Consider the following 24,161-nt stretch of genomic DNA (forward strand, 5'->3'; position numbering starts at 1 on the left):
GTTATGCAGTATTCCTCTCTGGTAGAGCGCATTGCCGGTGAAAGCGTCAGCGCCTGGGACATTCACTACGCAGCCTGCGAAGCCCAGGCCCGTGGCGAAGATGTCATTGTCCTGAGTATCGGCGACCCAGACTTTGCTACCGATGCCGCAATCTGTGATGCCGCTATCCAAGGGCTGCGTGATGGCGATACCCATTACACACCGGTCACCGGGCGTTTGCCTCTGCGCGAGGCGATTGCGGCTAAGCAGCAGCGTTTGGCTGGCATCCCACTGACGGCTGATCAGGTCACGTTGGTGGCGGGCGCACAGAACGGCTTATACGCTACAGCCATGTGCCTGTTCGAAACGGGCGATGAGGTGCTGGTGCCTGAACCGATGTACCTCACCTATGCCGCCAGCATTCAGGCAAGTGGTGCCACGTTGATTCCGATCCCTCAGCCCAGTGCCGGTGATTTTCGCCTCACCGCAGAAGCGCTGGCAGCACTTATAACGCCACTGACACGTGGTATCGCTTTGGCTACGCCAAACAACCCGACGGGCAACGTTTATACCGCTGCTGAGTTGGAAGCGGTTGCTCAGTTGGCTCGCGAGCATGATCTGTGGGTACTGTCTGATGAAGTTTACGGACAGCTCACCTATGAGCAGTCGCACCAAAGCATTGCAGCGCTGCCCGGCATGGCCGAACGCACAGTGCTGATCAACAGCCTGTCGAAATCCCATGCCATGACCGGTTGGCGCGTTGGCTGGGTGGCGGGGCCAAAGGACCTGATCAGTCATCTGGATAACTTGCTGCTGTGTATGCTTTACGGCCTTCCTGGATTTATACAGAGTGCCGCACTCAAGGCTCTGGAGCTGGACGAAGCGATCGTCGGGCATGCCCGTGAGTTGTTCCGCCGCCGCCGCGACCTTGTTGTGCGAGCGCTGAGTGGTGTACCGCTGCTGCGCTACAAAGTGCCAGAGGCCGGTATGTTTATGCTGTTGGATGTGCGTGGCACGGGCCTGACTAGTCAGCAGTTCGCTTGGGGGTTGTTCGAACATGGCGGTGTTTCGGTGCTGGATGCTGAAGCCTTTGGTGCCAGTTGCCGAGGGTTTGTGCGCTTGTCATTTACAGTCGATGACGGCGCACTGAGTGAGGCCTGTAAGCGAATTGCTGCGTATGTGGCGTGTTTGAGCGCTGCCGCCGAGGTTTGTCGCTAGGGGAAAAAGCCATCGACTTGTTTTGTCGATGGGCGTTACAATCCGGGCAACTCTAGGCGCGGCGAATGCTGCGCCTGCAACTCTCAGGCTAGGTAACATGACCTCGACCGTGACGCTCAGTGTAAATCTGTGGTGGCGCTTCCATTAGGAAGCGGCGCGTCGTTGCGGTTCAAAACCCAACCCTGCCGCCATCATCGGCAAGCAGGTTTCAGGATTTACATAGCTCACCGGTGTGGCGGCTCCAACCCCTAGGAGAAGGCCACATGATCACATTACTCCCCCAGCTGTACCGTTCGCTGCCAGGCACATGGCTGGCGGAGCGATGGCCTGTTTCCGCTGTTCTCACTAAGCGCTGCTCTATTCTGCTTAATGCCCTGATTGACCTTAAAATCAAAAGGTTGGGATTGATATGCTGTTAATGATCGATAACTACGACTCCTTTACCTACAACGTCGTGCAGTACCTCGGTGAGTTGGGCGCTGACGTTCATGTCATCCGCAACGACGAACTGACCATCGCTGAAATCGAAGCGCTCAAACCCGAACGCATTGTGGTCTCTCCTGGCCCTTGCACACCCACCGAGGCGGGCGTTTCTATCGAAGCAATCCTGCATTTTGCTGGCAAACTGCCGATTCTGGGCGTGTGCCTGGGCCACCAGAGCATTGGTCAGGCCTTTGGCGGCGATGTAGTGCGTGCGCGTCAGGCCATGCACGGTAAAACCAGCCCGGTATTCCATCGGGATCAGGGTGTGTTCACAGGCCTGAACAATCCGCTGACCGTCACTCGCTACCACTCACTCGTGGTTAAGCGTGAAACCCTGCCGGACTGTTTGGAAATCACCGCCTGGACTCAGCATGACGATGGTTCAGTGGATGAAATCATGGGCCTGCGCCACAAGACCCTCCACATCGAGGGCGTGCAGTTTCATCCAGAGTCGATCCTGACTGAGCAGGGCCACGAACTTTTTGCCAACTTTCTCAAACAACAAGGAGGCGTGCGCTGATGGATATCAAGCAAGCCCTGAACCGTGTGGTCAATCAACTGGATCTAACCACCGAAGAAATGCAAAGCGTGATGCGCGAAATCATGACCGGCCAATGCAGCGACGCGCAGATTGGCGCGTTCCTGATGGGCATGCGCATGAAGAGCGAAACCATCGACGAAATCGTCGGTGCGGTTTCGGTGATGCGCGAATTGGCTAGCAAGGTTGAGCTTTCCAGCCTTGATAATGTGGTGGATGTGGTGGGCACCGGCGGTGATGGTGCCAACATCTTCAACGTGTCGACTGCCGCGAGCTTTGTGGTGGCGGCCGCCGGAGGCAAAGTGGCCAAGCACGGCAACCGTGCTGTCTCCGGTAAGAGCGGCAGTGCCGATCTGCTTGAAGCCGCAGGTGTTTACCTCAACCTAGATGCCGAGCAGGTGAAGCGCTGCATTGAGAATGTCGGCGTGGGTTTTATGTTCGCTCAGGTCCATCATTCGGCGATGAAACACGCGGCCATTCCGCGTCGTGACCTGGGCCTGCGTACCATTTTCAATATGCTCGGCCCGCTGACTAACCCAGCGGGTGTCAAACATCAGGTAGTCGGTGTATTCAATCAGGCCCTGTGCCGACCGCTGGCCGAAGTGCTCAAGCGTCTGGGCAGCAAGCACATTCTGGTTGTGCACTCCCGTGATGGTCTGGACGAGTTCAGCCTGGCCTCAGCCACCTACGTAGCGGAGCTGAAAAATGGTGAAATCACTGAGTATGAAGTGCTGCCAGAAGATGTCGGCCTGAAAAGCCAGAGCCTTGTAGGGCTGTCTGTGGACAGCTCGGAGGCGTCGCTGGCGCTGATCCGCGATGCATTGACTCGTCGTAAGACGGAGGCAGGGCAGAAGGGGGCAGATATGATAGTGCTTAATGCAGGCGCTGCTCTGTATGCTGCCGATATCGCCAGTTCGCTAAAAGAGGGCGTGGCTCTGGCGCACGATGCTTTGCACACAGGCTTGGCCTGGGAAAAGCTGACTGAACTGGCGTCCTTTACTTGTGTATTCAAAGAGGAGAATGCCAGGTGAGTATTCCAACTGTTCTGGAAAAAATTCTGGCCCGTAAGGCTGAAGAAGTTGCGGCCCGCCGCGCCATTGTCAGCCTGGCGGAGCTGGAGCAACAGGCTAGGACTGCCGATCCGGCCCGTGGTTTTGCTCAGGCGCTGATTAATCAGGCCCACAGCAAAAAGCCCGCTGTAATTGCGGAGGTCAAGAAGGCTTCGCCGAGTAAAGGTATTCTGCGTGAGGACTTCGTGCCTGCCGAGATTGCCAAAAGTTACGAAGCGGGCGGAGCGACCTGCCTGTCGGTGCTCACCGACATCGACTTCTTTCAGGGCTCAGACCGCTATTTGCAAGAGGCCCGCAGTGCCTGCTCGCTTCCGGTCATCCGTAAGGACTTCATGATCGATCCGTATCAGATCGTCGAGGCCCGCGCGCTTGGGGCCGACTGCGTACTGCTGATCGTCGCCGCTCTGGAAGATGCCCAGATGGCCGAGCTGGCTGCCACAGCCAAAGCTTTCAATCTGGATGTACTGGTGGAAGTACATGACGGCGATGAGCTGGAGCGTGCCTTGAATACGTTGGACACGCCGCTGCTGGGTATCAACAACCGCAATCTGCACACCTTTGAACTGAGCCTGGATACCACACTCGACCTGCTGCCGCGTGTCCCTCGTGACCGGCTGGTGGTAACCGAGAGCGGTATCCTCAACCGTGCCGATGTCGAGCTGATGCAAATCAGTGACGTCTATGCCTTCCTTGTCGGTGAGGCCTTTATGCGGGCCGACAACCCAGGGGCCGAGTTGGAGCGGCTGTTCTTCCCGGAGCGCCATCGCGCTATCAACGTGCCAGACGTTGACTGACCTGCTCAGGGCAAAAAAAAGCCGACCATCCGGGTCGGCTTTTTAATGTCTGGGAATATTTAGCGTGTTCCAAATACCACCATGGTTTTCCCTTTAACGTGCACTAAACCCTGTTCTTCAAGGGATTTCAGTACGCGGCCGACCATCTCCCGCGAGCAACCGACAATACGGCCGATCTCCTGGCGGGTAATCTTGATTTGCATGCCGTCAGGGTGAGTCATCGCATCAGGCTGTTTGCACAGATCCAGCAGGGTGCGTGCAACACGTCCGGTCACGTCAAGGAAAGCCAGATCGCCCACTTTGCGTGTGGTGTTGCGCAAGCGCTCTGCCATCTGGCTGCCCAGCGCATAAAGAATGTCCGGATCCTGTTGGGTGAGCTCACGGAATTTGGTGTAACTCAGCTCGGCTACTTCGCACTCAGTTTTGGCACGAACCCAGGCGCTGCGTTCTTTCTCGGTTCCTTCTTTCTCAAACAGGCCCATCTCCCCAAAGAAGTCGCCTGCATTGAGGTACGCAATGATCATCTCCCGACCGTCATCGTCTTCGATCAGGATGGTGACCGAACCCTTGATGATGAAAAACAGCGTCTCGCAACGATCGCCTGCATAAATGATGGTGCTTTTGGCTGTGTAACGGCGGCGATGACAATGAGCAAGAAGCTTGTCGAGATTTTTAATTTTAGGTGTAAGGGTAATAGCTACCATGCCCGAATCCCGAATGTATAAAAAATGTGCCGTAAGCGGCTGTCGTTCTAGTTCTTATGTGACCAAGTGTGCCAGCAATCGGTGCTGAGCTTAAGCGAACCCCTTGGTACCTGCTGTGGAATTGCGACCCAGCTAACATCTTGATAGTGATTTAGCCGTTGGAAAATTTTTAAAAGTGCTGTGCTAAGCTTTCCTCCTTTTTTCAAACAGCGGAGCCGGAGAGATGAAAGCGCGTATTCAGTGGGCGGGTGAGGCCCTGTTTATAGGCGAATCGGGTAGCGGTCACGCTGTTGTAATGGATGGCCCTCCTGAGAGTGGTGGCCGTAACCTTGGCGTTCGTCCCATGGAAATGGTGTTGATCGGCCTCGGCGGGTGCAGCAATTTTGATGTTGTCAGCATCTTGAAAAAGTCGCGTCAGGCTGTTGAAAGCTGTGAGGCGTTTCTTGAGGCCGAGCGTGCAGATCAGGAACCCAAAGTGTTCACCAAGATCCATCTGCATTTTGTAGTCAAAGGTCGCAGCCTGAAAGAAGCACAGGTTAAGCGTGCAGTGGATCTGTCTGCAGAAAAATATTGTTCGGCGTCCATTATGCTTGGACGTGCTGGTGTTGAAATCACCCATAGTTACGAAATTGTAGAGCTGGGTGAATAACTAGGATATTGCCTATTTGCTAACAAAAAGCGCCCATTAGGCGCTTTTTGTTACTTTGGTGCTAAATTCGATAGGTGCTTTTGGTCATAACCTTGGCCAGAAGGCTCATGCCGAACTTCACTGGAGCAGGGAAGCGCAGACCGCCTGCATCGAGCGCATTGGTCGAGTGTTGCTGCTCATCGATGCGCATTTGTTCGAGAATAGCCCGGGATTTCTGGTCCTCTTCAGGAATCTGTTCCAGGTGCTCATCCAGGTGTTTAACTACCTGATCTTCCGTCGCCGCGACAAAGCCGAGACTGACTCGGTCACTGATCAGCCCCGCAGCGGCGCCAATTCCAAATGACAAACCGTAGAACAGAGGGTTAAGCACACTCGGTTGGCTGCCCAGTTGGCGAATCCGTTGTTCACACCAAGCCAGATGATCAATTTCCTCATCGGCGGCATGTTCCATGGCTTCGCGTATTTCCGGAAGCTTGGCGGTCAGCGCTTGGCCTTGATACAGCGCTTGGGCACAGACCTCACCGGTGTGGTTGATCCGCATCAGGCCCGCAATATGTTTGGTTTGCTTAGCATCCAGCTCCGACTCGGGCTGCGCAAAGGCTGGAGATTGGCGGGTTGGCTGGCCGCTGAACGGCAGCAAGGTACGCAGGGCAGTGTCGGCTTGTAGCAACAAGCGGTCGACAGGTGAGAAGTGGCGTTCGCTGGCCATATGGACCTCCGGCGATAACTAGGCAGTCAGTTTACCTCAATCCTTGCCCATCGGTTTGATCAGGATCAGCCTCGCTCCGAGGGCAGAGCAGTCGCTACTTGGGGTAATAGGCATCTTTGCCAGCCCGTTCAGTTGCGTCTGATGAAGCGTTTGTTGATCTTGCCGCTGGCAACTCGCATCAAGCTGCGTGGCAGGAACCGCGGTATCAGCGTCAGCATACGATTGCGCCAACCTGGAATGATGATGGCTTTGTTTTTATCCAGTGCTTTAACTGTGATTAACGCGACCTCCTCGGGGCTCATCATCAGCTTAGTACCTTGCAGCCCTTTGACACTCATGTTGGCTGTGCGGAAGAAGGCGCTTTGGGTTGGGCCGGGACACAGTACGGAGACTTTAACGCCGTAGGGCTTTAGGTCCTCTCGTAGCCCCTCAGACAGACTCAGTACATAAGCCTTGCTCGCGTAGTAGTTACTCATTCCGGGGCCTGGCTGAAACGCTGCAACAGAGGCAATGTTGAGGATTTGACCGTGTCCTTGCCCAGCCATAATTCCACCGATGGAGTGGCACAAGCGCGCAAGCGCCAGGACATTCAGTTCGATCAAGCGTTGCTCCTGCCCCCAATCCTGGCTGACGAAACTGCCGGAGGTGCCTATGCCTGCATTGTTTATCAGCAGGTCGATACTATGTGCGCCTTGCTCAAGTTCGAGCAGAAGGCCAGTTACTTGTAGCGGTTGGCTCAGGTCGCAGGTGTGAAAGAGGACTTGCACGGAGAAACGCTGGCTCAACTCACAGGCGATACTCTCCAGTGCGTCACGCTGCCGGGCAACCAGAATCAGGTTGCGCCCGCGGCGGGCCAAGGCCTCAGCCAAAGCAAGGCCGATACCACTGGATGCGCCGGTGATGAGAGCGAAGTGAGCCATTGGGGTTCTCCTGAGGGTTGTCCCGGGTGCAGGCCTGTTACATAAGATACGTGTGCGCTGAAACTTTTGCAGTGGCTGGAGGTTGCCATGAGGGGGGCTACCGCAGGCTGCTATTGTGCCTACCTGCGGTAGTTAAAGGTGATGTTATTTCACTGCCGAGTCGATGTAGGCCATGTAGCTGGGGATCAGGATCGCCGCGAGAATGCCGCCAATGATGAAAACTACCCAGAGTGCGGCCAGTACTTTGACTGCGGTGCTGTTTGGCGGTGGTGGCGGCCCGTAGCGGTTCGCCTCGGTGCTGCCCGGAACAAGAAACATGAGCAGTGAGAACACACCACCGATGGCGGGCACCAGATTCAGTAATATGAGCCAGCCCGACCAGCCTATGTCATGTATCCGTTGGACGCCGATCATGACGGATACCACCAGCATGCCCACTAGCCCGATCACGCCCACGATAACCGACAGCACACCAGTGCCATCGCCAGCAGCAAACAAGCCAGCAAAAATGCCGATGGCTGGAACGAATGCCAGCGCCATGACCATCGACCAGGCCAAGTAACGTAAGCGGCCGATGCGTCCGTCTGTTGTGAATACTTTGAGTGTGCCGAACTCAGGCAGGTTTTCGCTCACCGCCGACTTAGGGGGGGCATACGGAGTTGCGGGTTGTTCGGCAGAAACAGACTTGGTTTGTTCCAGCTGTGAATGACGGGCGAGGTATTTTTCAATGATGATGCCACATGCAGCGCACTCAGAGCTGGCAGCTTGTTGGTGACCGCATTTAGGACAGGTCATCTGCGCTGCTGCCACTGGCGCGGAGCTTGGCGCTGGATGGTCTTCGGTTTCAACCAAGGTCAGGCTGGCGCTTATATCCCGTTCAATCGTGACCTGCGCACCGGCTTTTTGCAGGGCATTGAAATATTGTTTGGCTTCGGCTTCGTCAAGATCGCGTTTGATCTCAACCGCGCCGCCCTTAAACAATGTATTGATGCGATCAAGATCGCTTTTGAACAGTCTGACCAAGTTATCTTTAACCGTATTAAGGTCATGACCCGGCAATACTTCGCCTGAGAAGACAATCTTGTATCGGGTATCTGTCATGCCGTGCATCCTTGGGTATGTCAGGAGTGAAAGATTAAAGACTATCTGTCGGGTAGAGGCTCAAACAAGGGCTGTACCGTCTTTCTTTGTTCTTTGCGGGTTGACATCCCTGCAGGAGAAGCAGTGGACTCAAAGGTTCTGCACTCTTCAAACAGTTAGGTACATCGCGCTAATTAGTGGGGCGAAGTCTGAATCGCTTGCCTCGCCCACACTATCGGTTTGGTCACTCGTTTTACCGTAGCGTATGGGTAAACAGCTGGGTGCGCTGCAGGGCTGCGCGGTATTCATGGTCAAGGCGTTCTATCAACGTCTGAATACTAGGGATGTCAGTGATGTTGCCAACGCCTTGTCCCGCAGACCAGACAGTCTTCCAAGCCTTGGCTTCATCATTCATGGGTTTGAGTTTGTCCCCATAATTGATATCAGCTTTGTTTTGCAGTTGTGCCAGATCGTACCCGGCCTGCTCCAAACTCTGCCGCATGAAGCTAGCCGGTACACCCGATACTGCCGGGGTGTGGATGATATCGGCGGCCTTAGCCTCAATAATCATTTGCTTGTAGGCGTCCGAAGCGCCATTCAGGTGGGTGGCGATCAGGCGTGTGCCCATGTACGCGAGGTCGGCTCCCATTAACTGTGCTGCCAACACCTCGTGACCCTGATTAATGCAACCGGCCAGGAGCAGAGTTTTGTCGAAGAACTGACGGATCTCTGCGATCAGCGCAAACGGGCTCCAGGTGCCGGCATGCCCACCGGCCCCAGCGGCAACGGCAATCAGGCCATCGACACCGGCCTCAGCCGCCTTCTCAGCATGGCGGCGCGTGGTGACATCGTGGAAAACCAGTCCGCCATAACTGTGAACCGCATCGACCACATCTTTTACTGCGCCCAGGCTGGTGATGACGATCGGCACACGTTGCTCAACGCATATCTGCAAGTCAGCCTGTAGGCGTGGGTTAGTACCGTGCACGATCAGATTGACGGCATACGGTGCGGCATCTTCCTTTAAATTGGCGTTGATTTGCTCCAGCCATTCCCGAAATCCACTGCTTTCGCGCTGATTCAGGGCGGGGAAACTGCCGACGATGCCATTGTTACAGCATGCGCTCACCAGTTGAGGATCAGAAACCAGAAACATGGGAGCCGCCACAATGGGCAGGCGCAGTTTGTTTTTAAGCAGTGTGGGCAGCGTCATGGAGCAGTCCTTTAGCCGTTAAGTTAGAAAGGGCGCACTACAACCAGTATTACGATCCCTAACAGGGCTAGTACAGGCGCCTCATTGAACCAGCGGAAAAACACATGGCCGCGTTGATTATTGCCCGTAGCGAAGGCTTTGACCTGAGCACCACAGAACAGCTGGTACACCACCAGCAGCGCCACCAGCGTCAGTTTTGCGTGCATCCAGCCCTGGCTGAAGTAATAGCTGGGGTTAAGGCTGATCAACCAAGCGCCCATCGCCAGGGTCAAAATCATGGATGGCCACATGATCCCACGGTAGAGCTTACGCTCCATGGTGCAGAAACGCTGATGGCTGATCTCATCCGTGCTCATGGCGTGGTACACGAAAAGTCGTGGTAGGTAAAACAGCCCGGCAAACCAACAGACCATGGCGATAATGTGCAGGGCCTTGAGCCACAGATAGAGCATAGTGAACCTCGATACGGAAACTGATCTGCGATAGTAGTGTGCTGTGTTTGTTGCGTCATCCGGCAGTAAAATTTGGCCCGTGGCCATGGCGGCTTTATCATCAACAGTTTTCCATCCCAGCTCATAAGGGGCATTCAATGATCAAGGTCGGTATCGTCGGCGGCACGGGTTACACCGGTGTCGAATTGCTGCGTCTGCTGGCGCAGCACCCGCAGGCTCAGGTTGAGGTCATCACCTCACGTTCCGAGGCGGGTGTACGCGTCGACGAGATGTATCCGAACCTGCGCGGTCATTACGACAATCTGGCGTTCAGCGTTCCAGATGTGGCGACACTGGGGGCATGCGATGTGGTGTTCTTCGCTACCCCCCATGGCGTGGCCCATGCGCTGGCGGGTGAGCTGCTGGCCACTGGCACTAAAGTGATTGATCTGTCGGCAGACTTCCGCCTGCAAGACGCCGAAGAATGGTCCAAGTGGTACAACCAGCCCCATGGTGCACCGGATCTGCTCCCGGAGGCCGTCTATGGTTTGCCGGAGGTTAACCGTGAAGCCATTAAGCAGGCTCGCCTTATTGCAGTGCCCGGATGCTATCCAACTGCAACTCAACTGGCTTTGATCCCGTTATTGGAGGCCGGTATCGCGGATACCGCACAATTGATTGCCGACTGCAAATCCGGGGTTAGCGGAGCAGGCCGTGGCGCCAGCGTCGGCTCTTTGTTCAGTGAGGCGGGAGAGAGCATGAAGGCCTATGGGGTTAAAGGGCATCGTCATTTGCCTGAGATCCGTCAAGGCTTGCGCCGTGCAGCGGGTAAGGATGTCGGCCTGACTTTTGTGCCTCATCTGACTCCGATGATTCGTGGCATCCATGCCACTGTGTATGCAACCGTGGTCGATCGTTCGGTCGATTTGCAAGCGCTATACGAGCAGCGTTACGCCAATGAGCCTTTTGTTGACGTAATGCCCGCTGGCAGCCACCCAGAGACTCGCAGTGTGCGAGGCGCCAACGTGTGCCGTATTGCTGTACATCGTCCGCAGGATGGTGATCTGGTAGTGGTTCTTTCCGTAATCGACAACCTGGTCAAAGGCGCTTCCGGTCAGGCAGTTCAGAATATGAACATCCTCTTTGGCCTGGATGAGCGTGCCGGCCTTGGACACGCTGCACTGCTTCCCTGATGAGTGGCTGGGAGGTTTTACCGGCCAATCCTCGGCGTAGCAAACGCGCGATCTTGTTTAGCGGAGTGCTGTTTATCAGCATTCCGCTGGCTTTTTGGGCTGGTAGTGAGTGGCAGCAAGGACGCTCGGGGGCTTCAGGAGATGCCCAGCAAATAGACCAGCTCGAACAAGAGCTTGAAGAGTTACGGCAACAGATGGTGGTGCTCAAGAGTGCCGAGCAGTTGAGTCTGCAAGCCAATGAACAGAGTCGACTCACCATCAAACTGTTGGAAGAGCAAATCTATAAGCAGCAACAGGATCTGGCTTTCTACAAAGGTGTGGTTGCGCCAGAGAGTCGGCAAGAAGTCCTCAATATCAAAGCATTTGAGCTCTTACCAACAGAATCTGAGGGGCGATACCGGTATAAAGTGCTCCTAAACCGCCTTGGCAAAGGAGATAAACCGCTTCAAGGACGGTTGCACATTTCGGTATCGGGCAAGCACGACGGAAAAGCGCAAACCCTCTCACTAGCTGAACTCGTCGATGGCATAGCAGGCAGTCAGGGGGAGCCCGTTGAGTTTTCCTTCCGGCATTTTCTGGCTGTGCCTGAAGCAGCTCAGTTTGCCGAAATGCAGCTGCCGGTGGGTTTTGACGCGGAAAAGGTCATTATCAAAGCCGAGATCAAGGGTCAGAGTAGCGTTGTTCAGACGTTTGACTGGAAAAAGTAAGGGTAATTTTATAAATGTGGAATAAAGGTAAATCCGGTCCGGATTTGCAGCGCTACGCAGGTAAGACCAGCTTATTGGCTGTCGGAGCAGAACTGCATGGTGAGTTGCGTTTTGAGGGCGCTGTGCAGGTTGACGGTACAGTCAGAGGTAATTTGCAGGCGGTGGATGGCATGGTACGTATTAGTGCCAATGGTCGTGTTGAAGGTGAGGTAAAGGCCCCCCATATCATTGTTGACGGTGAGGTCCTGGGTGATATCTACGCCATTCAGCACCTGGAGCTGGGAGCCAAAGCCCGAATCAAAGGTAATCTCCACTACGGTGTGATGGAAATGGCTATGGGGGCGCAAGTCGAAGGCCAGCTTTGTCGTATGCATGATGAGCCGCGACCGTTGGAGTTGCCGCATCGCGTCGACGGAGAATAGTTGACCGCTTTTCTAGGGTAAGCGGATAATGTGAAGCAGAACGCAGTATGGCCCTAGCGCCGGGAGTTAATCAGCATGAGCGTTGAATCATTCACCCCCACCCCTCTGCTTTTTACAGAAGGGGCAGCCAACAAGGTAAAAACCTTGGTCAGTGAGGAAGGCAATCCGCGTCTGAAGTTGCGTGTGTTTGTCACGGGCGGCGGATGCTCAGGATTCCAATACGGCTTCACTTTTGATGAGGACGTGGCGGACGACGACACCATCGTTGAGCGCGAAGGTGTGAGCTTGGTAGTCGATCCAATGAGCTTTCAGTATCTGGTTGGTGCGGAAGTCGATTATCAGGAAGGGCTCGAAGGTTCTCGATTCGTTATTAAGAATCCCAACGCCACCACCACCTGTGGCTGTGGTTCCTCGTTCTCGATCTGATATCAGTCCCAATAAAAACGCCGCATTCATTGCGGCGTTTTTGTTTGCGGTATTTAGGCCGGGTAAATCGCGCCGAGAATGCGTAGACCTTTGGCGCCGGTTACGCTGGGGCGGTTTGCCGGGATACCCTCTAGGCAGCAATGGGCAAGCCAGGCGAATGCCATTGCCTCCACCCAGTCCGCAGGTACACCGTAATCATCGGTACTGCTGACCTGGCAGCCAGGCAGCAATTGGCCTAGTCGCTGCATCAGGCGCTGATTGTGAGCACCGCCACCGCATACAAGTAGAAGATCGGTCTGCTTTTGTACATTGCGTAGCGAGTTAGCCACGCTGACAGCGGTGAGTTCGAGCAGTGTGGCTTGGACATCAACAGCTTCCACGCCATGAAAATTGGCGAGGTGCTGATCTAGCCAGGCGAGATTGAACAGCTCGCGACCTGTGCTTTTGGGGCCGGTTGTATGGAAGAACGGATCGTCCAGCATCTGCTGTAGCAGTTCCGGGACAACGTTGCCGGAAGCAGCCCACTGTCCAGACTTATCGTACCCGACACCTTTGTGTCGCTGTATCCAGCTATCCATCAAGACATTTCCAGGGCCACAGTCAAAACCAGAGGCTGTATGCGCTGGGTCAAGCAGGCTGATATTGCTGAATCCACCTACGTTGAGTATGGCCCGAGAGCTGTTGGGGCTGGCGAAAAGGGCCTCGTGAAAGGCTGGAACCAGTGGCGCCCCCTGGCCGCCAGCGGCTAGATCTCTGCGCCGGAAATCACTGACCACAGTAATCCCCGTCAGCTCTGCCAAGAGCGCGGAGTTGGCTATCTGTACGGTAAATCCACGAGCCGGTTCGTGGCGCACGGTTTGTCCGTGACTGCCGATGGCTCTGATATCAGCTGGGTGCAGCTGCTGTTCCGACAGGAGTTGATGGATGCCCTTGGCTGCTAGTTGTGCCCACTGCTGTTCGGCGAGGGCCGCTCGGGCAATTTCGTCAGGGCCTGAGGCGCACAGCGCAAGGAGTTGATCGCGGAGCTGCTCTGGCATCGCCAGATAGCAGCTGCCGATAAGGTGGGTCTGATCAGTCTGCCTGATCAGCGCAATGTCCAGTCCGTCCAGACTGGTCCCAGACATTACGCCAATGTATAGAGGCATGATTACTGACGGTTATTCATGGCGAGCATGGTGGCTTTTTCTTTATCCATACGTGCCATCAGTGGTTTGCTCATCTGCATAAACCGAGCCTTTTCGCTTTGTGCGATGGGGTCAGACATCGGCAGACGTTGGCTGAGCGGATCAACGTGTACACCGTTAACCTGGAACTCATAGTGAAGATGAGGTCCTGTGGACAGGCCTGTTGTGCCGATATATCCGATGACTTGGCCTTGCTTAACGTTGACGCCATTACGGATGCCGCGCGCAAAACCGTTCATGTGGGCATAAAGAGTGCGATAGCGCTGACCGTGCTGAATGATTACGGTATTGCCGTAACCACCGTTGCGACCCGCCAGCATCACACGGCCATCACCTGCTGCTTTGATCGGTGTGCCGCGAGGAGCTGCATAATCCACACCTTTATGGGCGCGGATTTTGTTCAGGATCGGGTGGCGGCGGCCATTGGAGAAGCGCGAGCTGATCCGAGCAAAGTCCACAGGGGTGCGGATAAATGCCTTGCGCATGCTCTCACCATTGGCATTGTAGTAACTGGTGGTGCCTTGGCGATTGGTATAGCGCACTGCTGTGTAAGGTTTGCCACGGTTGGTAAAGCGGGCAGAGAGAATATTGCCGGTGCCCACTTGTTTGCCGTTTACGATCTTCTTCTCATAGATGACCTCGAATTCATCGCCTTGGCGAATATCCATGGCGAAGTCGATGTCGTAGCCAAAGATGTTGGCCAGCTCAATGGTCAGGTTATGCGAGAGTCCGGCGCGCTGTGCTGATCTGAACAGGGAGCTATCAATCACGCCGCGGGCATAGGTTTTTTCAGTCTCTGGCTTCGCCAGGTCGCGCTTGAACTCATAGCCCTTCTCGGTCTTGCTCAGGGATACATGCTCAAGATCACTCAGTTGGCTCTTCAGGCTTTCGAGTTGACCATCCTGAGTGAGGGTGAATTCAAGCTTTTGGCCGGCTTTCAGGCGGGTAAGCGATTTGGCGTCCTTGCTGCTGTTGATAACGTCGTGAAGCGTTGTCGCGCCCAGTCCAACTTTGGCAAATACGGTTGAAAGAGTGTCCCCGTTCTCTACTTGTACGACACGGCGCAGTGGGTCGCTAGGCTCCTCTGCAGCCTCTTCAGATTCGGCAATGGGCTCGTCGACTTTGGCGCTAGCGGGCTCAGCGGTTTCGGGAAAAGGTGATTCTGCTTTGTGAAGGCTGAGCTCTTTGCTTGCTTGGGGTTGTTCCTGGCTTTCGGAGTACTCGGCTGCGTTATCCAGTTCAAGGTTGAGGAAAGTACGTTTTGCTTCTACTTCGCGGGATGGGAAAACCAGTAGTGCCAGGCTCAGGAGGGCGGCGACACCACTGGCCGCCAGAATATGGCTTTTGGGATATATAGGCGGCGCTTTAGTTGATGAGGTCATAAGCTGCGTTCTGAATGTGAAAGAGAAAATGAAAAGAAAAAAAGATAAACAATATGATGAAAATGCAGTAACTGTATAAAATATAACCAAAACGTATGCTAAGCAACCCTGCGGTTCCGCAAATCACTAGGTTTTGACCTAGAGCAAACCTTGTGATTTGTTTCTGATCTTGTATGGTTGCTCCCCTTTGTTTACTTGTGGTTGTGAGTCCTGTCATGAAGTCCGTTGAAGAGCAGTTGGCGCTGATCAAGCGTGGTGCCGAAGAGGTTCTCGTTGAAGCTGAGTTAGTTGAGAAACTAAAGCGCGGCCAGCCGCTGCGAATCAAGGCGGGGTTTGATCCAACTGCGCCGGACCTTCATCTTGGACATACCGTACTTATTAATAAGCTGCGCCAGTTTCAGGAGTTGGGGCATCAGGTCATCTTTCTGATTGGTGACTTCACCGGCATGATTGGTGACCCGAGTGGGAAAAGTGCAACTCGCCCACCGTTGACGCGTGAGCAGGTGTTGGACAATGCCGAGACCTATAAGGCCCAAGTGTTCAAGATTCTTGATCCTGCGAAAACTGAAGTGGCATTCAACTCCACTTGGATGGATCAGATGGGGCCGGCTGATTTCATTCGTCTGACCTCTCAGTACACCGTAGCGCGCATGCTTGAGCGTGATGATTTCGATAAGCGCTATAAGTCCAATCAGCCTATCGCGATTCACGAATTCCTCTATCCTTTGGTCCAGGGCTATGACTCTGTTGCACTGAAGGCGGATGTGGAGCTCGGTGGTACTGATCAGAAGTTCAATCTCCTGATGGGGCGGGAGCTGCAGCGGGCCTATGGTCAGCCGTCGCAGTGTGTTGTGACCATGCCGCTGCTTGAAGGGCTTGATGGTGTCAAAAAGATGTCCAAGTCGCTGGGTAACTATGTTGGTATCCAGGAAGCGCCGGGCGTTATGTACAACAAGCTCGTCTCAATGCCAGATACATTGATGTGGCGCTACTTCGAGCTGTTGAGCTTCCGTTCCATGGATGAAATCAATCAGTTCAAGCGCGATGTGGAGCAGGGAGCGAACCCGCGCGACATCAAAATCAAACTGGCAGAAGAAATCGTTGCACGCTTCCATGGTGAAGAGGCGGCGCTGAATGCTCATAAGTCAGCTGGCAATCGCATGAAAGATGGTGAGTTGCCGGAGGATCTGCCTGAGGTTGAGGTGGTGTCAGAAGGGGATATGCCTATTTCTGCTCTCCTTAATAAAGCAGGTCTTGTTAAGAATGCTGCCGCGGCAAGGGATCTTTTGGGTTCGGGTGGTGTGAAGGTGGATGGCCAGGTTGTTGATCGCACTTATATGTTCTCGCTAGGAGCGGTTCGTGTGGTCCAGGCTGGTAAGAAGTCTTTTGCGCGGATCACGCTCAAAGCTGAATAATCTAAAAATAGAGGGTTGACCTTAGTGGTTGGCTCTCTATAATGCGCCCCTTCTTCGGCGCTAGCCCTTAATTAAATTTCTTATAAATCAATAAGTTATGAAGATTAAGAGGTTGCAATTCAGCGGAAGCTGAGTAGAATGCGCCGGGCTGGCAGTGTGGTGGTTTACTCCTGTTGGTGGCTTCGGTCAGGTGGATCGAAAGCGGTGAGAAAGGCAGGTTGACAGGGTTTTTAAACGCTGTAGAATTCGCCTCCCGCTGACGAGATGCTGAATGGCGATCGAAAGCGCAAGTGGTTGAAGTTGAAAAGAAATTTTCACAAATCGCTTGACAGAGAAAGAGGCTGCTGTAGAATGCGCGCCTCGGTTGAGACGAAAGACTTAGCCAACCGTTCTTTAACAACTGAATCAAGCAATTCGTGTGGGTGCTTGTGAGTTAAGACTGATAGTCAAAAGATTATCAGCATCACAAGTAACACTCGTGAATTCGAGAGTTTTTGCGATTGCTGAGCCAGGTTTAGGGTTTTCTCAAAACCCAAGCAGTATTGAACTGAAGAGTTTGATCATGGCTCAGATTGAACGCTGGCGGCAGGCCTAACACATGCAAGTCGAGCGGATGAAGGGAGCTTGCTCTTGGATTTAGCGGCGGACGGGTGAGTAATGCCTAGGAATCTGCCTGGTGGTGGGGGATAACGTTCCGAAAGGAACGCTAATACCGCATACGTCCTACGGGAGAAAGCGGGGACCTTCGGGCCTCGCGCCATTAGATGAGCCTAGGTCGGATTAGCTAGTTGGTGAGGTAATGGCTCACCAAGGCTACGATCCGTAACTGGTCTGAGAGGATGATCAGTCACACTGGAACTGAGACACGGTCCAGACTCCTACGGGAGGCAGCAGTGGGGAATATTGGACAATGGGCGAAAGCCTGATCCAGCCATGCCGCGTGTGTGAAGAAGGTCTTCGGATTGTAAAGCACTTTAAGTTGGGAGGAAGGGCAGTAAATTAATACTTTGCTGTTTTGACGTTACCGACAGAATAAGCACCGGCTAACTTCGTGCCAGCAGCCGCGGTAATACGAAGGGTGCAAGCGTTAATCGGAATTACTGGGCGTAAAGCGCGCGTAGGTGGTTCGGTAAGATGGAAGTGAAAGCCCCGGGCTCAACCTGGGAACTGCTTTCATAACTGCCGAGCTAGAGTACGGTAGAGGGTAGTGGAATTTCCTGTGTAGCGGTGAAATGCGTAGATATAGGAAGGAACACCAGTGGCGAAGGCGACTACCTGGACTGATACTGACACTGAGGTGCGAAAGCGTGGGGAGCAAACAGGATTAGATACCCTGGTAGTCCACGCCGTAAACGATGTCAACTAGCCGTTGGAATCCTTGAGATTTTAGTGGCGCAGCTAACGCATTAAGTTGACCGCCTGGGGAGTACGGCCGCAAGGTTAAAACTCAAATGAATTGACGGGGGCCCGCACAAGCGGTGGAGCATGTGGTTTAATTCGAAGCAACGCGAAGAACCTTACCTGGCCTTGACATGCTGAGAACTTTCTAGAGATAGATTGGTGCCTTCGGGAACTCAGACACAGGTGCTGCATGGCTGTCGTCAGCTCGTGTCGTGAGATGTTGGGTTAAGTCCCGTAACGAGCGCAACCCTTGTCCTTAGTTACCAGCACCTCGGGTGGGAACTCTAAGGAGACTGCCGGTGACAAACCGGAGGAAGGTGGGGATGACGTCAAGTCATCATGGCCCTTACGGCCAGGGCTACACACGTGCTACAATGGTCGGTACAAAGGGTTGCCAAGCCGCGAGGTGGAGCTAATCCCATAAAACCGATCGTAGTCCGGATCGCAGTCTGCAACTCGACTGCGTGAAGTCGGAATCGCTAGTAATCGTGAATCAGAATGTCACGGTGAATACGTTCCCGGGCCTTGTACACACCGCCCGTCACACCATGGGAGTGGGTTGCACCAGAAGTAGCTAGTCTAACCTTCGGGAGGACGGTTACCACGGTGTGATTCATGACTGGGGTGAAGTCGTAACAAGGTAGCCGTAGGGGAACCTGCGGCTGGATCACCTCCTTAATCGACGACATCAGCTTTCTCATAAGCTCCCACACGAATTGCTTGATTCATTGCAGAAGACGATTGGGTCTGTAGCTCAGTTGGTTAGAGCGCACCCCTGATAAGGGTGAGGTCGGCAGTTCGAATCTGCCCAGACCCACCAATGTTCATGGGGCGCAGGCTTCAAGACATTGGGGCCATAGCTCAGCTGGGAGAGCGCCTGCCTTGCACGCAGGAGGTCAGCGGTTCGATCCCGCTTGGCTCCACCACTCTCTACTAGAGTTCAGAAATGAACATTTATGCTTAGCATGAAATGTTGATTTCTGGTCTTTGGCTAGAAGAATCGTTCTTTAAAAATTTGGGTATGTGATAGAAGTGACTGACTAATTACTTTCACTGGTGATTAGTTTGGTCAAGGCAAAATTTGTAGTTCTCAATTGCAAATTTTCGGCGAATGTCGTCTTCACGTTTGAGACAGTAACCAGATTGCTTGGGGTTATATGGTCAAGTGAAGAAGCGCATACGGTGGATGCCTTGGCAGTCAGAGGCGATGAAAGACGTTGTAGCCTGCGATAAGCTCCGGGGAGTCGGCAAACAGACTTTGATCCGGAGATCTCTGAATGGGGGAACCCACTCAGCATAAGCTGAGTATCTTGCACTGAATACATAGGTGTAAGAGGCGAACCAGGGGAACTGAAACATCTAAGTACCCTGAGGAAAAGAAATCAACCGAGATTCCCTTAGTAGTGGCGAGCGAACGGGGACTAGCCCTTAAGTTGATTTGAGATTAGTAGAAGGCTCTGGAAAGTGCCGCCATAGTGGGTGATAGCCCCGTATACGAAAATCTCTTATCAATGAAATCGAGTAGGACGGAGCACGAGAAACTTTGTCTGAATATGGGGGGACCATCCTCCAAGGCTAAATACTACTGACTGACCGATAGTGAACCAGTACCGTGAGGGAAAGGCGAAAAGAACCCCGGAGAGGGAGTGAAATAGAACCTGAAACCGTATGCGTACAAGCAGTGGGAGCCTACTTTGTTAGGTGACTGCGTACCTTTTGTATAATGGGTCAGCGACTTATATTCAGTGGCAAGCTTAACCGAATAGGGGAGGCGTAGCGAAAGCGAGTCTTAATAGGGCGTTTAGTCGCTGGGTATAGACCCGAAACCGGGCGATCTATCCATGGGCAGGTTGAAGGTTAGGTAACACTGACTGGAGGACCGAACCGACTACCGTTGAAAAGTTAGCGGATGACCTGTGGATCGGAGTGAAAGGCTAATCAAGCTCGGAGATAGCTGGTTCTCCTCGAAAGCTATTTAGGTAGCGCCTCGTGTATCACTGCTGGGGGTAGAGCACTGTTTCGGCTAGGGGTCATCCCGACTTACCAAACCGATGCAAACTCCGAATACCAGCAAGTGTCAGCACGGGAGACACACGGCGGGTGCTAACGTCCGTCGTGAAAAGGGAAACAACCCAGACCGTCAGCTAAGGTCCCAAAGTTATGGTTAAGTGGGAAACGATGTGGGAAGGCTTAGACAGCTAGGAGGTTGGCTTAGAAGCAGCCATCCTTTAAAGAAAGCGTAATAGCTCACTAGTCGAGTCGGCCTGCGCGGAAGATGTAACGGGGCTCAAACCATACACCGAAGCTACGGGTTCAACGTAAGTTGAGCGGTAGAGGAGCGTTCTGTAAGCCTGTGAAGGTGAGTTGAGAAGCTTGCTGGAGGTATCAGAAGTGCGAATGCTGACATGAGTAACGACAATGCGAGTGAAAAACTCGCACGCCGAAAGACCAAGGTTTCCTGCGCAACGTTAATCGACGCAGGGTGAGTCGGCCCCTAAGGCGAGGCAGAAATGCGTAGTCGATGGGAAACGGGTTAATATTCCCGTACTTCTAATTACTGCGATGGAGGGACGGAGAAGGCTAGGCCAGCACGGCGTTGGTTGTCCGTGTTTAAGGTTGTAGGCTGAATGCTTAGGTAAATCCGGGCGTTCAAGGCCGAGAACTGATGACGAGTTATCTTTTAGATGACGAAGTGGTTGATGCCATGCTTCCAGGAAAAGCTTCTAAGCTTCAGGTAATTAGGAACCGTACCCCAAACCGACACAGGTGGTTAGGTAGAGAATACCAAGGCGCTTGAGAGAACTCGGGTGAAGGAACTAGGCAAAATGGCACCGTAACTTCGGGAGAAGGTGCGCCGGTGAGGGTGAAGTATTTACTACGTAAGCCCACGCCGGTCGAAGATACCAGGCCGCTGCGACTGTTTATTAAAAACACAGCACTCTGCAAACACGAAAGTGGACGTATAGGGTGTGACGCCTGCCCGGTGCCGGAAGGTTAATTGATGGGGTTAGCGCAAGCGAAGCTCTTGATCGAAGCCCCGGTAAACGGCGGCCGTAACTATAACGGTCCTAAGGTAGCGAAATTCCTTGTCGGGTAAGTTCCGACCTGCACGAATGGCGTAACGATGGCGGCGCTGTCTCCACCCGAGACTCAGTGAAATTGAAATCGCTGTGAAGATGCAGTGTATCCGCGGCTAGACGGAAAGACCCCGTGAACCTTTACTATAGCTTTGCACTGGACTTTGAGTTTACTTGTGTAGGATAGGTGGGAGGCTTTGAAGCGTGGACGCCAGTTCGCGTGGAGCCATCCTTGAAATACCACCCTGGTAACCTTGAGGTTCTAACTCTGGTCCGTTATCCGGATCGAGGACAGTGTATGGTGGGTAGTTTGACTGGGGCGGTCTCCTCCCAAAGAGTAACGGAGGAGTACGAAGGTGCGCTCAGACCGGTCGGAAATCGGTCGTAGAGTATAAAGGCAAAAGCGCGCTTGACTGCGAGACAGACACGTCGAGCAGGTACGAAAGTAGGTCTTAGTGATCCGGTGGTTCTGTATGGAAGGGCCATCGCTCAACGGATAAAAGGTACTCCGGGGATAACAGGCTGATACCGCCCAAGAGTTCATATCGACGGCGGTGTTTGGCACCTCGATGTCGGCTCATCACATCCTGGGGCTGAAGCCGGTCCCAAGGGTATGGCTGTTCGCCATTTAAAGTGGTACGCGAGCTGGGTTTAGAACGTCGTGAGACAGTTCGGTCCCTATCTGCCGTGGACGTTTGAGATTTGAGAGGGGCTGCTCCTAGTACGAGAGGACCGGAGTGGACGAACCTCTGGTGTTCCGGTTGTCACGCCAGTGGCATTGCCGGGTAGCTATGTTCGGAAGAGATAACCGCTGAAAGCATCTAAGCGGGAAACTTGCCTCAAGATGAGATCTCACTGGAGCCTTGAGCTCCCTAAAGGGCCGTCGAAGACTACGACGTTGATAGGCTGGGTGTGTAAGCGTTGTGAGGCGTTGAGCTAACCAGTACTAATTGCCCGTGAGGCTTGACCATATAACACCCAAACAATTTGTGGTGTCAGACGGTTGAAGTCGACAACAATCCGAAAATTTGCAGAAACTACAAAGCAATCACATACCCAATTCGGGATAGCGCCTTAACCGCGATATCCCAGCTGAATCGCTTGACGACCATAGAGCATTGGAACCACCTGATCCCATCCCGAACTCAGAAGTGAAACGATGCATCGCCGATGGTAGTGTGGAGTTTCTCCATGTGAGAGTAGGTCATCGTCAAGCACCTATACCGAAACCCCCGATCAGGCAACTGATCGGGGTTTCCTATTTGTACAAGCACCATGTTTTGCTAAAGGCAAAACCTAGTGGTTGAGCGTCACTTGTAAGTCATTGAGTAGAAAGAAAAATTCTTCGAAAAATAGCTTGACGCGAAATGAGGCTGCTGTAGAATGCGCGCCTCGGTTGAGACGAAAGACTTAACCAACCGTTCTTTAACAACTGAATCAAGCAATTCGTGTGGGTGCTTGTGAGTTAAGACTGTTAGTCAAATGATTATCAGCATCACAAGTAACACTCGTGAATTCGAGAGTTTTTTGCGATTGCTGAGCCAAGTTTAGGGTTTTCTCAAAACCCAAGCAGTATTGAACTGAAGAGTTTGATCATGGCTCAGATTGAACGCTGGCGGCAGGCCTAACACATGCAAGTCGAGCGGATGAAGGGAGCTTGCTCCTGGATTTAGCGGCGGACGGGTGAGTAATGCCTAGGAATCTGCCTGGTGGTGGGGGATAACGTTCCGAAAGGAACGCTAATACCGCATACGTCCTACGGGAGAAAGCGGGGACCTTCGGGCCTCGCGCCATTAGATGAGCCTAGGTCGGATTAGCTAGTTGGTGAGGTAATGGCTCACCAAGGCTACGATCCGTAACTGGTCTGAGAGGATGATCAGTCACACTGGAACTGAGACACGGTCCAGACTCCTACGGGAGGCAGCAGTGGGGAATATTGGACAATGGGCGAAAGCCTGATCCAGCCATGCCGCGTGTGTGAAGAAGGTCTTCGGATTGTAAAGCACTTTAAGTTGGGAGGAAGGGCAGTAAATTAATACTTTGCTGTTTTGACGTTACCGACAGAATAAGCACCGGCTAACTTCGTGCCAGCAGCCGCGGTAATACGAAGGGTGCAAGCGTTAATCGGAATTACTGGGCGTAAAGCGCGCGTAGGTGGTTCGGTAAGATGGAAGTGAAAGCCCCGGGCTCAACCTGGGAACTGCTTTCATAACTGCCGAGCTAGAGTACGGTAGAGGGTAGTGGAATTTCCTGTGTAGCGGTGAAATGCGTAGATATAGGAAGGAACACCAGTGGCGAAGGCGACTACCTGGACTGATACTGACACTGAGGTGCGAAAGCGTGGGGAGCAAACAGGATTAGATACCCTGGTAGTCCACGCCGTAAACGATGTCAACTAGCCGTTGGAATCCTTGAGATTTTAGTGGCGCAGCTAACGCATTAAGTTGACCGCCTGGGGAGTACGGCCGCAAGGTTAAAACTCAAATGAATTGACGGGGGCCCGCACAAGCGGTGGAGCATGTGGTTTAATTCGAAGCAACGCGAAGAACCTTACCTGGCCTTGACATGCTGAGAACTTTCTAGAGATAGATTGGTGCCTTCGGGAACTCAGACACAGGTGCTGCATGGCTGTCGTCAGCTCGTGTCGTGAGATGTTGGGTTAAGTCCCGTAACGAGCGCAACCCTTGTCCTTAGTTACCAGCACCTCGGGTGGGAACTCTAAGGAGACTGCCGGTGACAAACCGGAGGAAGGTGGGGATGACGTCAAGTCATCATGGCCCTTACGGCCAGGGCTACACACGTGCTACAATGGTCGGTACAAAGGGTTGCCAAGCCGCGAGGTGGAGCTAATCCCATAAAACCGATCGTAGTCCGGATCGCAGTCTGCAACTCGACTGCGTGAAGTCGGAATCGCTAGTAATCGTGAATCAGAATGTCACGGTGAATACGTTCCCGGGCCTTGTACACACCGCCCGTCACACCATGGGAGTGGGTTGCACCAGAAGTAGCTAGTCTAACCTTCGGGAGGACGGTTACCACGGTGTGATTCATGACTGGGGTGAAGTCGTAACAAGGTAGCCGTAGGGGAACCTGCGGCTGGATCACCTCCTTAATCGACGACATCAGCTTTCTCATAAGCTCCCACACGAATTGCTTGATTCATTGC

18 protein-coding genes, 2 tRNA genes and 4 rRNA genes are annotated in these 24,161 nt (G+C 53.5%); 16 read left to right on the forward strand and 8 right to left on the reverse strand.

Features of this window, described 5'->3' with window-relative positions; translation table 11 throughout:
- Positions 1-3 precede the first annotated feature (3 nt).
- The 4 genes from WG219_02885 to trpC all read left to right on the forward strand — a co-directional run bounded on the left by WG219_02885 (position 4) and on the right by trpC (position 4,082).
- A complete protein-coding gene (locus WG219_02885; protein WXL26450.1) occupies positions 4-1,197 on the forward strand; it encodes an aminotransferase class I/II-fold pyridoxal phosphate-dependent enzyme in 1,194 nt (397 codons plus the stop codon).
- Between the two features lie 409 nt (positions 1,198-1,606).
- Complete coding sequence (locus WG219_02890) at positions 1,607-2,200, forward strand: aminodeoxychorismate/anthranilate synthase component II (protein ID WXL26451.1); 594 nt, start codon at positions 1,607-1,609, stop codon at positions 2,198-2,200.
- Positions 2,200-3,249: an anthranilate phosphoribosyltransferase gene (trpD, locus tag WG219_02895; protein WXL26452.1), complete on the forward strand. Its 1,050-nt coding sequence runs from the start codon at positions 2,200-2,202 to the stop codon at positions 3,247-3,249. Before WG219_02890 ends, trpD begins: the two co-directional genes overlap by 1 nt.
- Complete coding sequence (gene trpC, locus WG219_02900) at positions 3,246-4,082, forward strand: indole-3-glycerol phosphate synthase TrpC (protein ID WXL26453.1); 837 nt, start codon at positions 3,246-3,248, stop codon at positions 4,080-4,082. The genes trpD and trpC overlap by 4 nt, the downstream gene beginning before the upstream one ends.
- A 59-nt stretch (positions 4,083-4,141) precedes the next feature.
- Here trpC and crp read toward each other — a convergent pair whose 3' ends face one another.
- Positions 4,142-4,786, reverse strand: coding sequence for a cAMP-activated global transcriptional regulator CRP (crp, locus tag WG219_02905; protein ID WXL26454.1), 645 nt, complete (start codon positions 4,784-4,786; stop codon positions 4,142-4,144).
- A 223-nt stretch (positions 4,787-5,009) separates the two neighbouring features.
- Here crp and WG219_02910 point away from each other — a divergent pair, with 223 nt between their 5' ends.
- Complete coding sequence (locus tag WG219_02910) at positions 5,010-5,435, forward strand: OsmC family protein (protein ID WXL26455.1); 426 nt, start codon at positions 5,010-5,012, stop codon at positions 5,433-5,435.
- Between the two features lie 61 nt (positions 5,436-5,496).
- Here WG219_02910 and coq7 read toward each other — a convergent pair whose 3' ends face one another.
- The 5 genes from coq7 to hemJ form a co-directional block, all read right to left on the reverse strand.
- Positions 5,497-6,144, reverse strand: coding sequence for a 2-polyprenyl-3-methyl-6-methoxy-1,4-benzoquinone monooxygenase (gene coq7, locus WG219_02915; GenBank protein ID WXL26456.1), 648 nt, complete (start codon positions 6,142-6,144; stop codon positions 5,497-5,499).
- A gap of 128 nt (positions 6,145-6,272) precedes the next feature.
- On the reverse strand, positions 6,273-7,064 hold the full coding sequence (locus WG219_02920; protein ID WXL26457.1) for an SDR family oxidoreductase: 792 nt from the start codon (positions 7,062-7,064) through the stop codon (positions 6,273-6,275).
- A 144-nt stretch (positions 7,065-7,208) separates the two neighbouring features.
- Positions 7,209-8,165: a DUF805 domain-containing protein gene (locus WG219_02925; GenBank protein WXL26458.1), complete on the reverse strand. Its 957-nt coding sequence runs from the start codon at positions 8,163-8,165 to the stop codon at positions 7,209-7,211.
- A gap of 232 nt (positions 8,166-8,397) precedes the next feature.
- Positions 8,398-9,357, reverse strand: a complete 960-nt coding sequence (locus tag WG219_02930; protein ID WXL26459.1) for a nitronate monooxygenase family protein — start codon at positions 9,355-9,357, stop codon at positions 8,398-8,400.
- Between the two features lie 23 nt (positions 9,358-9,380).
- Positions 9,381-9,809: a protoporphyrinogen oxidase HemJ gene (gene hemJ / locus WG219_02935; protein WXL26460.1), complete on the reverse strand. Its 429-nt coding sequence runs from the start codon at positions 9,807-9,809 to the stop codon at positions 9,381-9,383.
- Positions 9,810-9,946: 137 nt separating this feature from the next.
- Between hemJ and argC the strand changes: the two genes are divergently transcribed.
- The 4 genes from argC to erpA all read left to right on the forward strand — a co-directional run bounded on the left by argC (position 9,947) and on the right by erpA (position 12,536).
- A complete protein-coding gene (argC, locus tag WG219_02940; protein ID WXL26461.1) occupies positions 9,947-10,981 on the forward strand; it encodes an N-acetyl-gamma-glutamyl-phosphate reductase in 1,035 nt (344 codons plus the stop codon).
- Entirely contained in the window at positions 10,981-11,688 is a 708-nt protein-coding gene (locus tag WG219_02945; protein WXL26462.1) for a DUF6776 family protein, read from the forward strand. Before argC ends, WG219_02945 begins: the two co-directional genes overlap by 1 nt.
- Before the next feature lie 14 nt (positions 11,689-11,702).
- Positions 11,703-12,110 carry a polymer-forming cytoskeletal protein gene (locus tag WG219_02950; protein ID WXL26463.1) on the forward strand — a complete coding sequence of 136 codons (408 nt, stop codon included), beginning with the start codon at positions 11,703-11,705 and terminating at the stop codon, positions 12,108-12,110.
- Between the two features lie 75 nt (positions 12,111-12,185).
- Positions 12,186-12,536 (forward strand): iron-sulfur cluster insertion protein ErpA, encoded by a 351-nt coding sequence (gene erpA / locus WG219_02955; protein ID WXL26464.1) that lies wholly within the window; start codon positions 12,186-12,188, stop codon positions 12,534-12,536.
- 53 nt (positions 12,537-12,589) lie between these two features.
- On the opposite strand, the gene WG219_02960 is transcribed toward erpA, so the two are convergent.
- Positions 12,590-13,681, reverse strand: coding sequence for an anhydro-N-acetylmuramic acid kinase (locus tag WG219_02960; GenBank protein ID WXL26465.1), 1,092 nt, complete (start codon positions 13,679-13,681; stop codon positions 12,590-12,592).
- A 2-nt stretch (positions 13,682-13,683) separates the two neighbouring features.
- Entirely contained in the window at positions 13,684-15,102 is a 1,419-nt protein-coding gene (locus WG219_02965; protein WXL26466.1) for a peptidoglycan DD-metalloendopeptidase family protein, read from the reverse strand.
- A gap of 215 nt (positions 15,103-15,317) precedes the next feature.
- Here WG219_02965 and tyrS point away from each other — a divergent pair, with 215 nt between their 5' ends.
- From tyrS to WG219_03000, 7 genes are all read left to right on the forward strand, one after another.
- The gene (gene tyrS / locus WG219_02970; GenBank protein ID WXL26467.1) at positions 15,318-16,517 is read left to right on the forward strand and encodes a tyrosine--tRNA ligase; all 1,200 of its coding nucleotides are present in this window, start codon (positions 15,318-15,320) and stop codon (positions 16,515-16,517) included.
- A gap of 544 nt (positions 16,518-17,061) precedes the next feature.
- Positions 17,062-18,596: ribosomal RNA gene (locus WG219_02975) — 16S ribosomal RNA — on the forward strand.
- Between the two features lie 65 nt (positions 18,597-18,661).
- Positions 18,662-18,738: transfer RNA gene (locus WG219_02980), tRNA-Ile, on the forward strand.
- 30 nt (positions 18,739-18,768) lie between these two features.
- Positions 18,769-18,844 (forward strand) — tRNA-Ala (locus WG219_02985).
- Between the two features lie 233 nt (positions 18,845-19,077).
- A 23S ribosomal RNA gene (locus WG219_02990) occupies positions 19,078-21,966 on the forward strand.
- A 129-nt stretch (positions 21,967-22,095) separates the two neighbouring features.
- Positions 22,096-22,211: ribosomal RNA gene (gene rrf, locus WG219_02995) — 5S ribosomal RNA — on the forward strand.
- A gap of 361 nt (positions 22,212-22,572) precedes the next feature.
- Positions 22,573-24,107, forward strand: a 16S ribosomal RNA gene (locus WG219_03000).
- Together the 16S, 23S and 5S rRNA genes with 2 tRNA genes alongside form the textbook arrangement of a ribosomal RNA operon.
- Positions 24,108-24,161 lie beyond the last annotated feature (54 nt).

This window comes from Pseudomonas mendocina, assembly GCA_037482215.1.
GTDB lineage: Bacteria > Pseudomonadota > Gammaproteobacteria > Pseudomonadales > Pseudomonadaceae > Aquipseudomonas > Aquipseudomonas mendocina_E.

What these genes read in the sequence shown, in the direction of transcription:
- trpD (WXL26452.1), top strand. Translation starts at nt 2,200, where the DNA reads ATGGATATCAAGCAAGCCCTGAACCGTGTGGTCAATCAACTGGATCTA.
- crp (WXL26454.1), bottom strand. Translation starts at nt 4,786, where the DNA reads ATGGTAGCTATTACCCTTACACCTAAAATTAAAAATCTCGACAAGCTT.
- coq7 (WXL26456.1), bottom strand. Translation starts at nt 6,144, where the DNA reads ATGGCCAGCGAACGCCACTTCTCACCTGTCGACCGCTTGTTGCTACAA.
- erpA (WXL26464.1), top strand. Translation starts at nt 12,186, where the DNA reads ATGAGCGTTGAATCATTCACCCCCACCCCTCTGCTTTTTACAGAAGGG.
- tyrS (WXL26467.1), top strand. Translation starts at nt 15,318, where the DNA reads ATGAAGTCCGTTGAAGAGCAGTTGGCGCTGATCAAGCGTGGTGCCGAA.
- WG219_02920 (WXL26457.1), bottom strand. Translation starts at nt 7,064, where the DNA reads ATGGCTCACTTCGCTCTCATCACCGGCGCATCCAGTGGTATCGGCCTT.
- argC (WXL26461.1), top strand. Translation starts at nt 9,947, where the DNA reads ATGATCAAGGTCGGTATCGTCGGCGGCACGGGTTACACCGGTGTCGAA.
- WG219_02965 (WXL26466.1), bottom strand. Translation starts at nt 15,102, where the DNA reads ATGACCTCATCAACTAAAGCGCCGCCTATATATCCCAAAAGCCATATT.
- WG219_02885 (WXL26450.1), top strand. Translation starts at nt 4, where the DNA reads ATGCAGTATTCCTCTCTGGTAGAGCGCATTGCCGGTGAAAGCGTCAGC.
- WG219_02890 (WXL26451.1), top strand. Translation starts at nt 1,607, where the DNA reads ATGCTGTTAATGATCGATAACTACGACTCCTTTACCTACAACGTCGTG.
- WG219_02925 (WXL26458.1), bottom strand. Translation starts at nt 8,165, where the DNA reads ATGACAGATACCCGATACAAGATTGTCTTCTCAGGCGAAGTATTGCCG.
- WG219_02960 (WXL26465.1), bottom strand. Translation starts at nt 13,681, where the DNA reads ATGCCTCTATACATTGGCGTAATGTCTGGGACCAGTCTGGACGGACTG.
- hemJ (WXL26460.1), bottom strand. Translation starts at nt 9,809, where the DNA reads ATGCTCTATCTGTGGCTCAAGGCCCTGCACATTATCGCCATGGTCTGT.
- WG219_02930 (WXL26459.1), bottom strand. Translation starts at nt 9,357, where the DNA reads ATGACGCTGCCCACACTGCTTAAAAACAAACTGCGCCTGCCCATTGTG.
- WG219_02945 (WXL26462.1), top strand. Translation starts at nt 10,981, where the DNA reads ATGAGTGGCTGGGAGGTTTTACCGGCCAATCCTCGGCGTAGCAAACGC.
- WG219_02910 (WXL26455.1), top strand. Translation starts at nt 5,010, where the DNA reads ATGAAAGCGCGTATTCAGTGGGCGGGTGAGGCCCTGTTTATAGGCGAA.
- WG219_02950 (WXL26463.1), top strand. Translation starts at nt 11,703, where the DNA reads ATGTGGAATAAAGGTAAATCCGGTCCGGATTTGCAGCGCTACGCAGGT.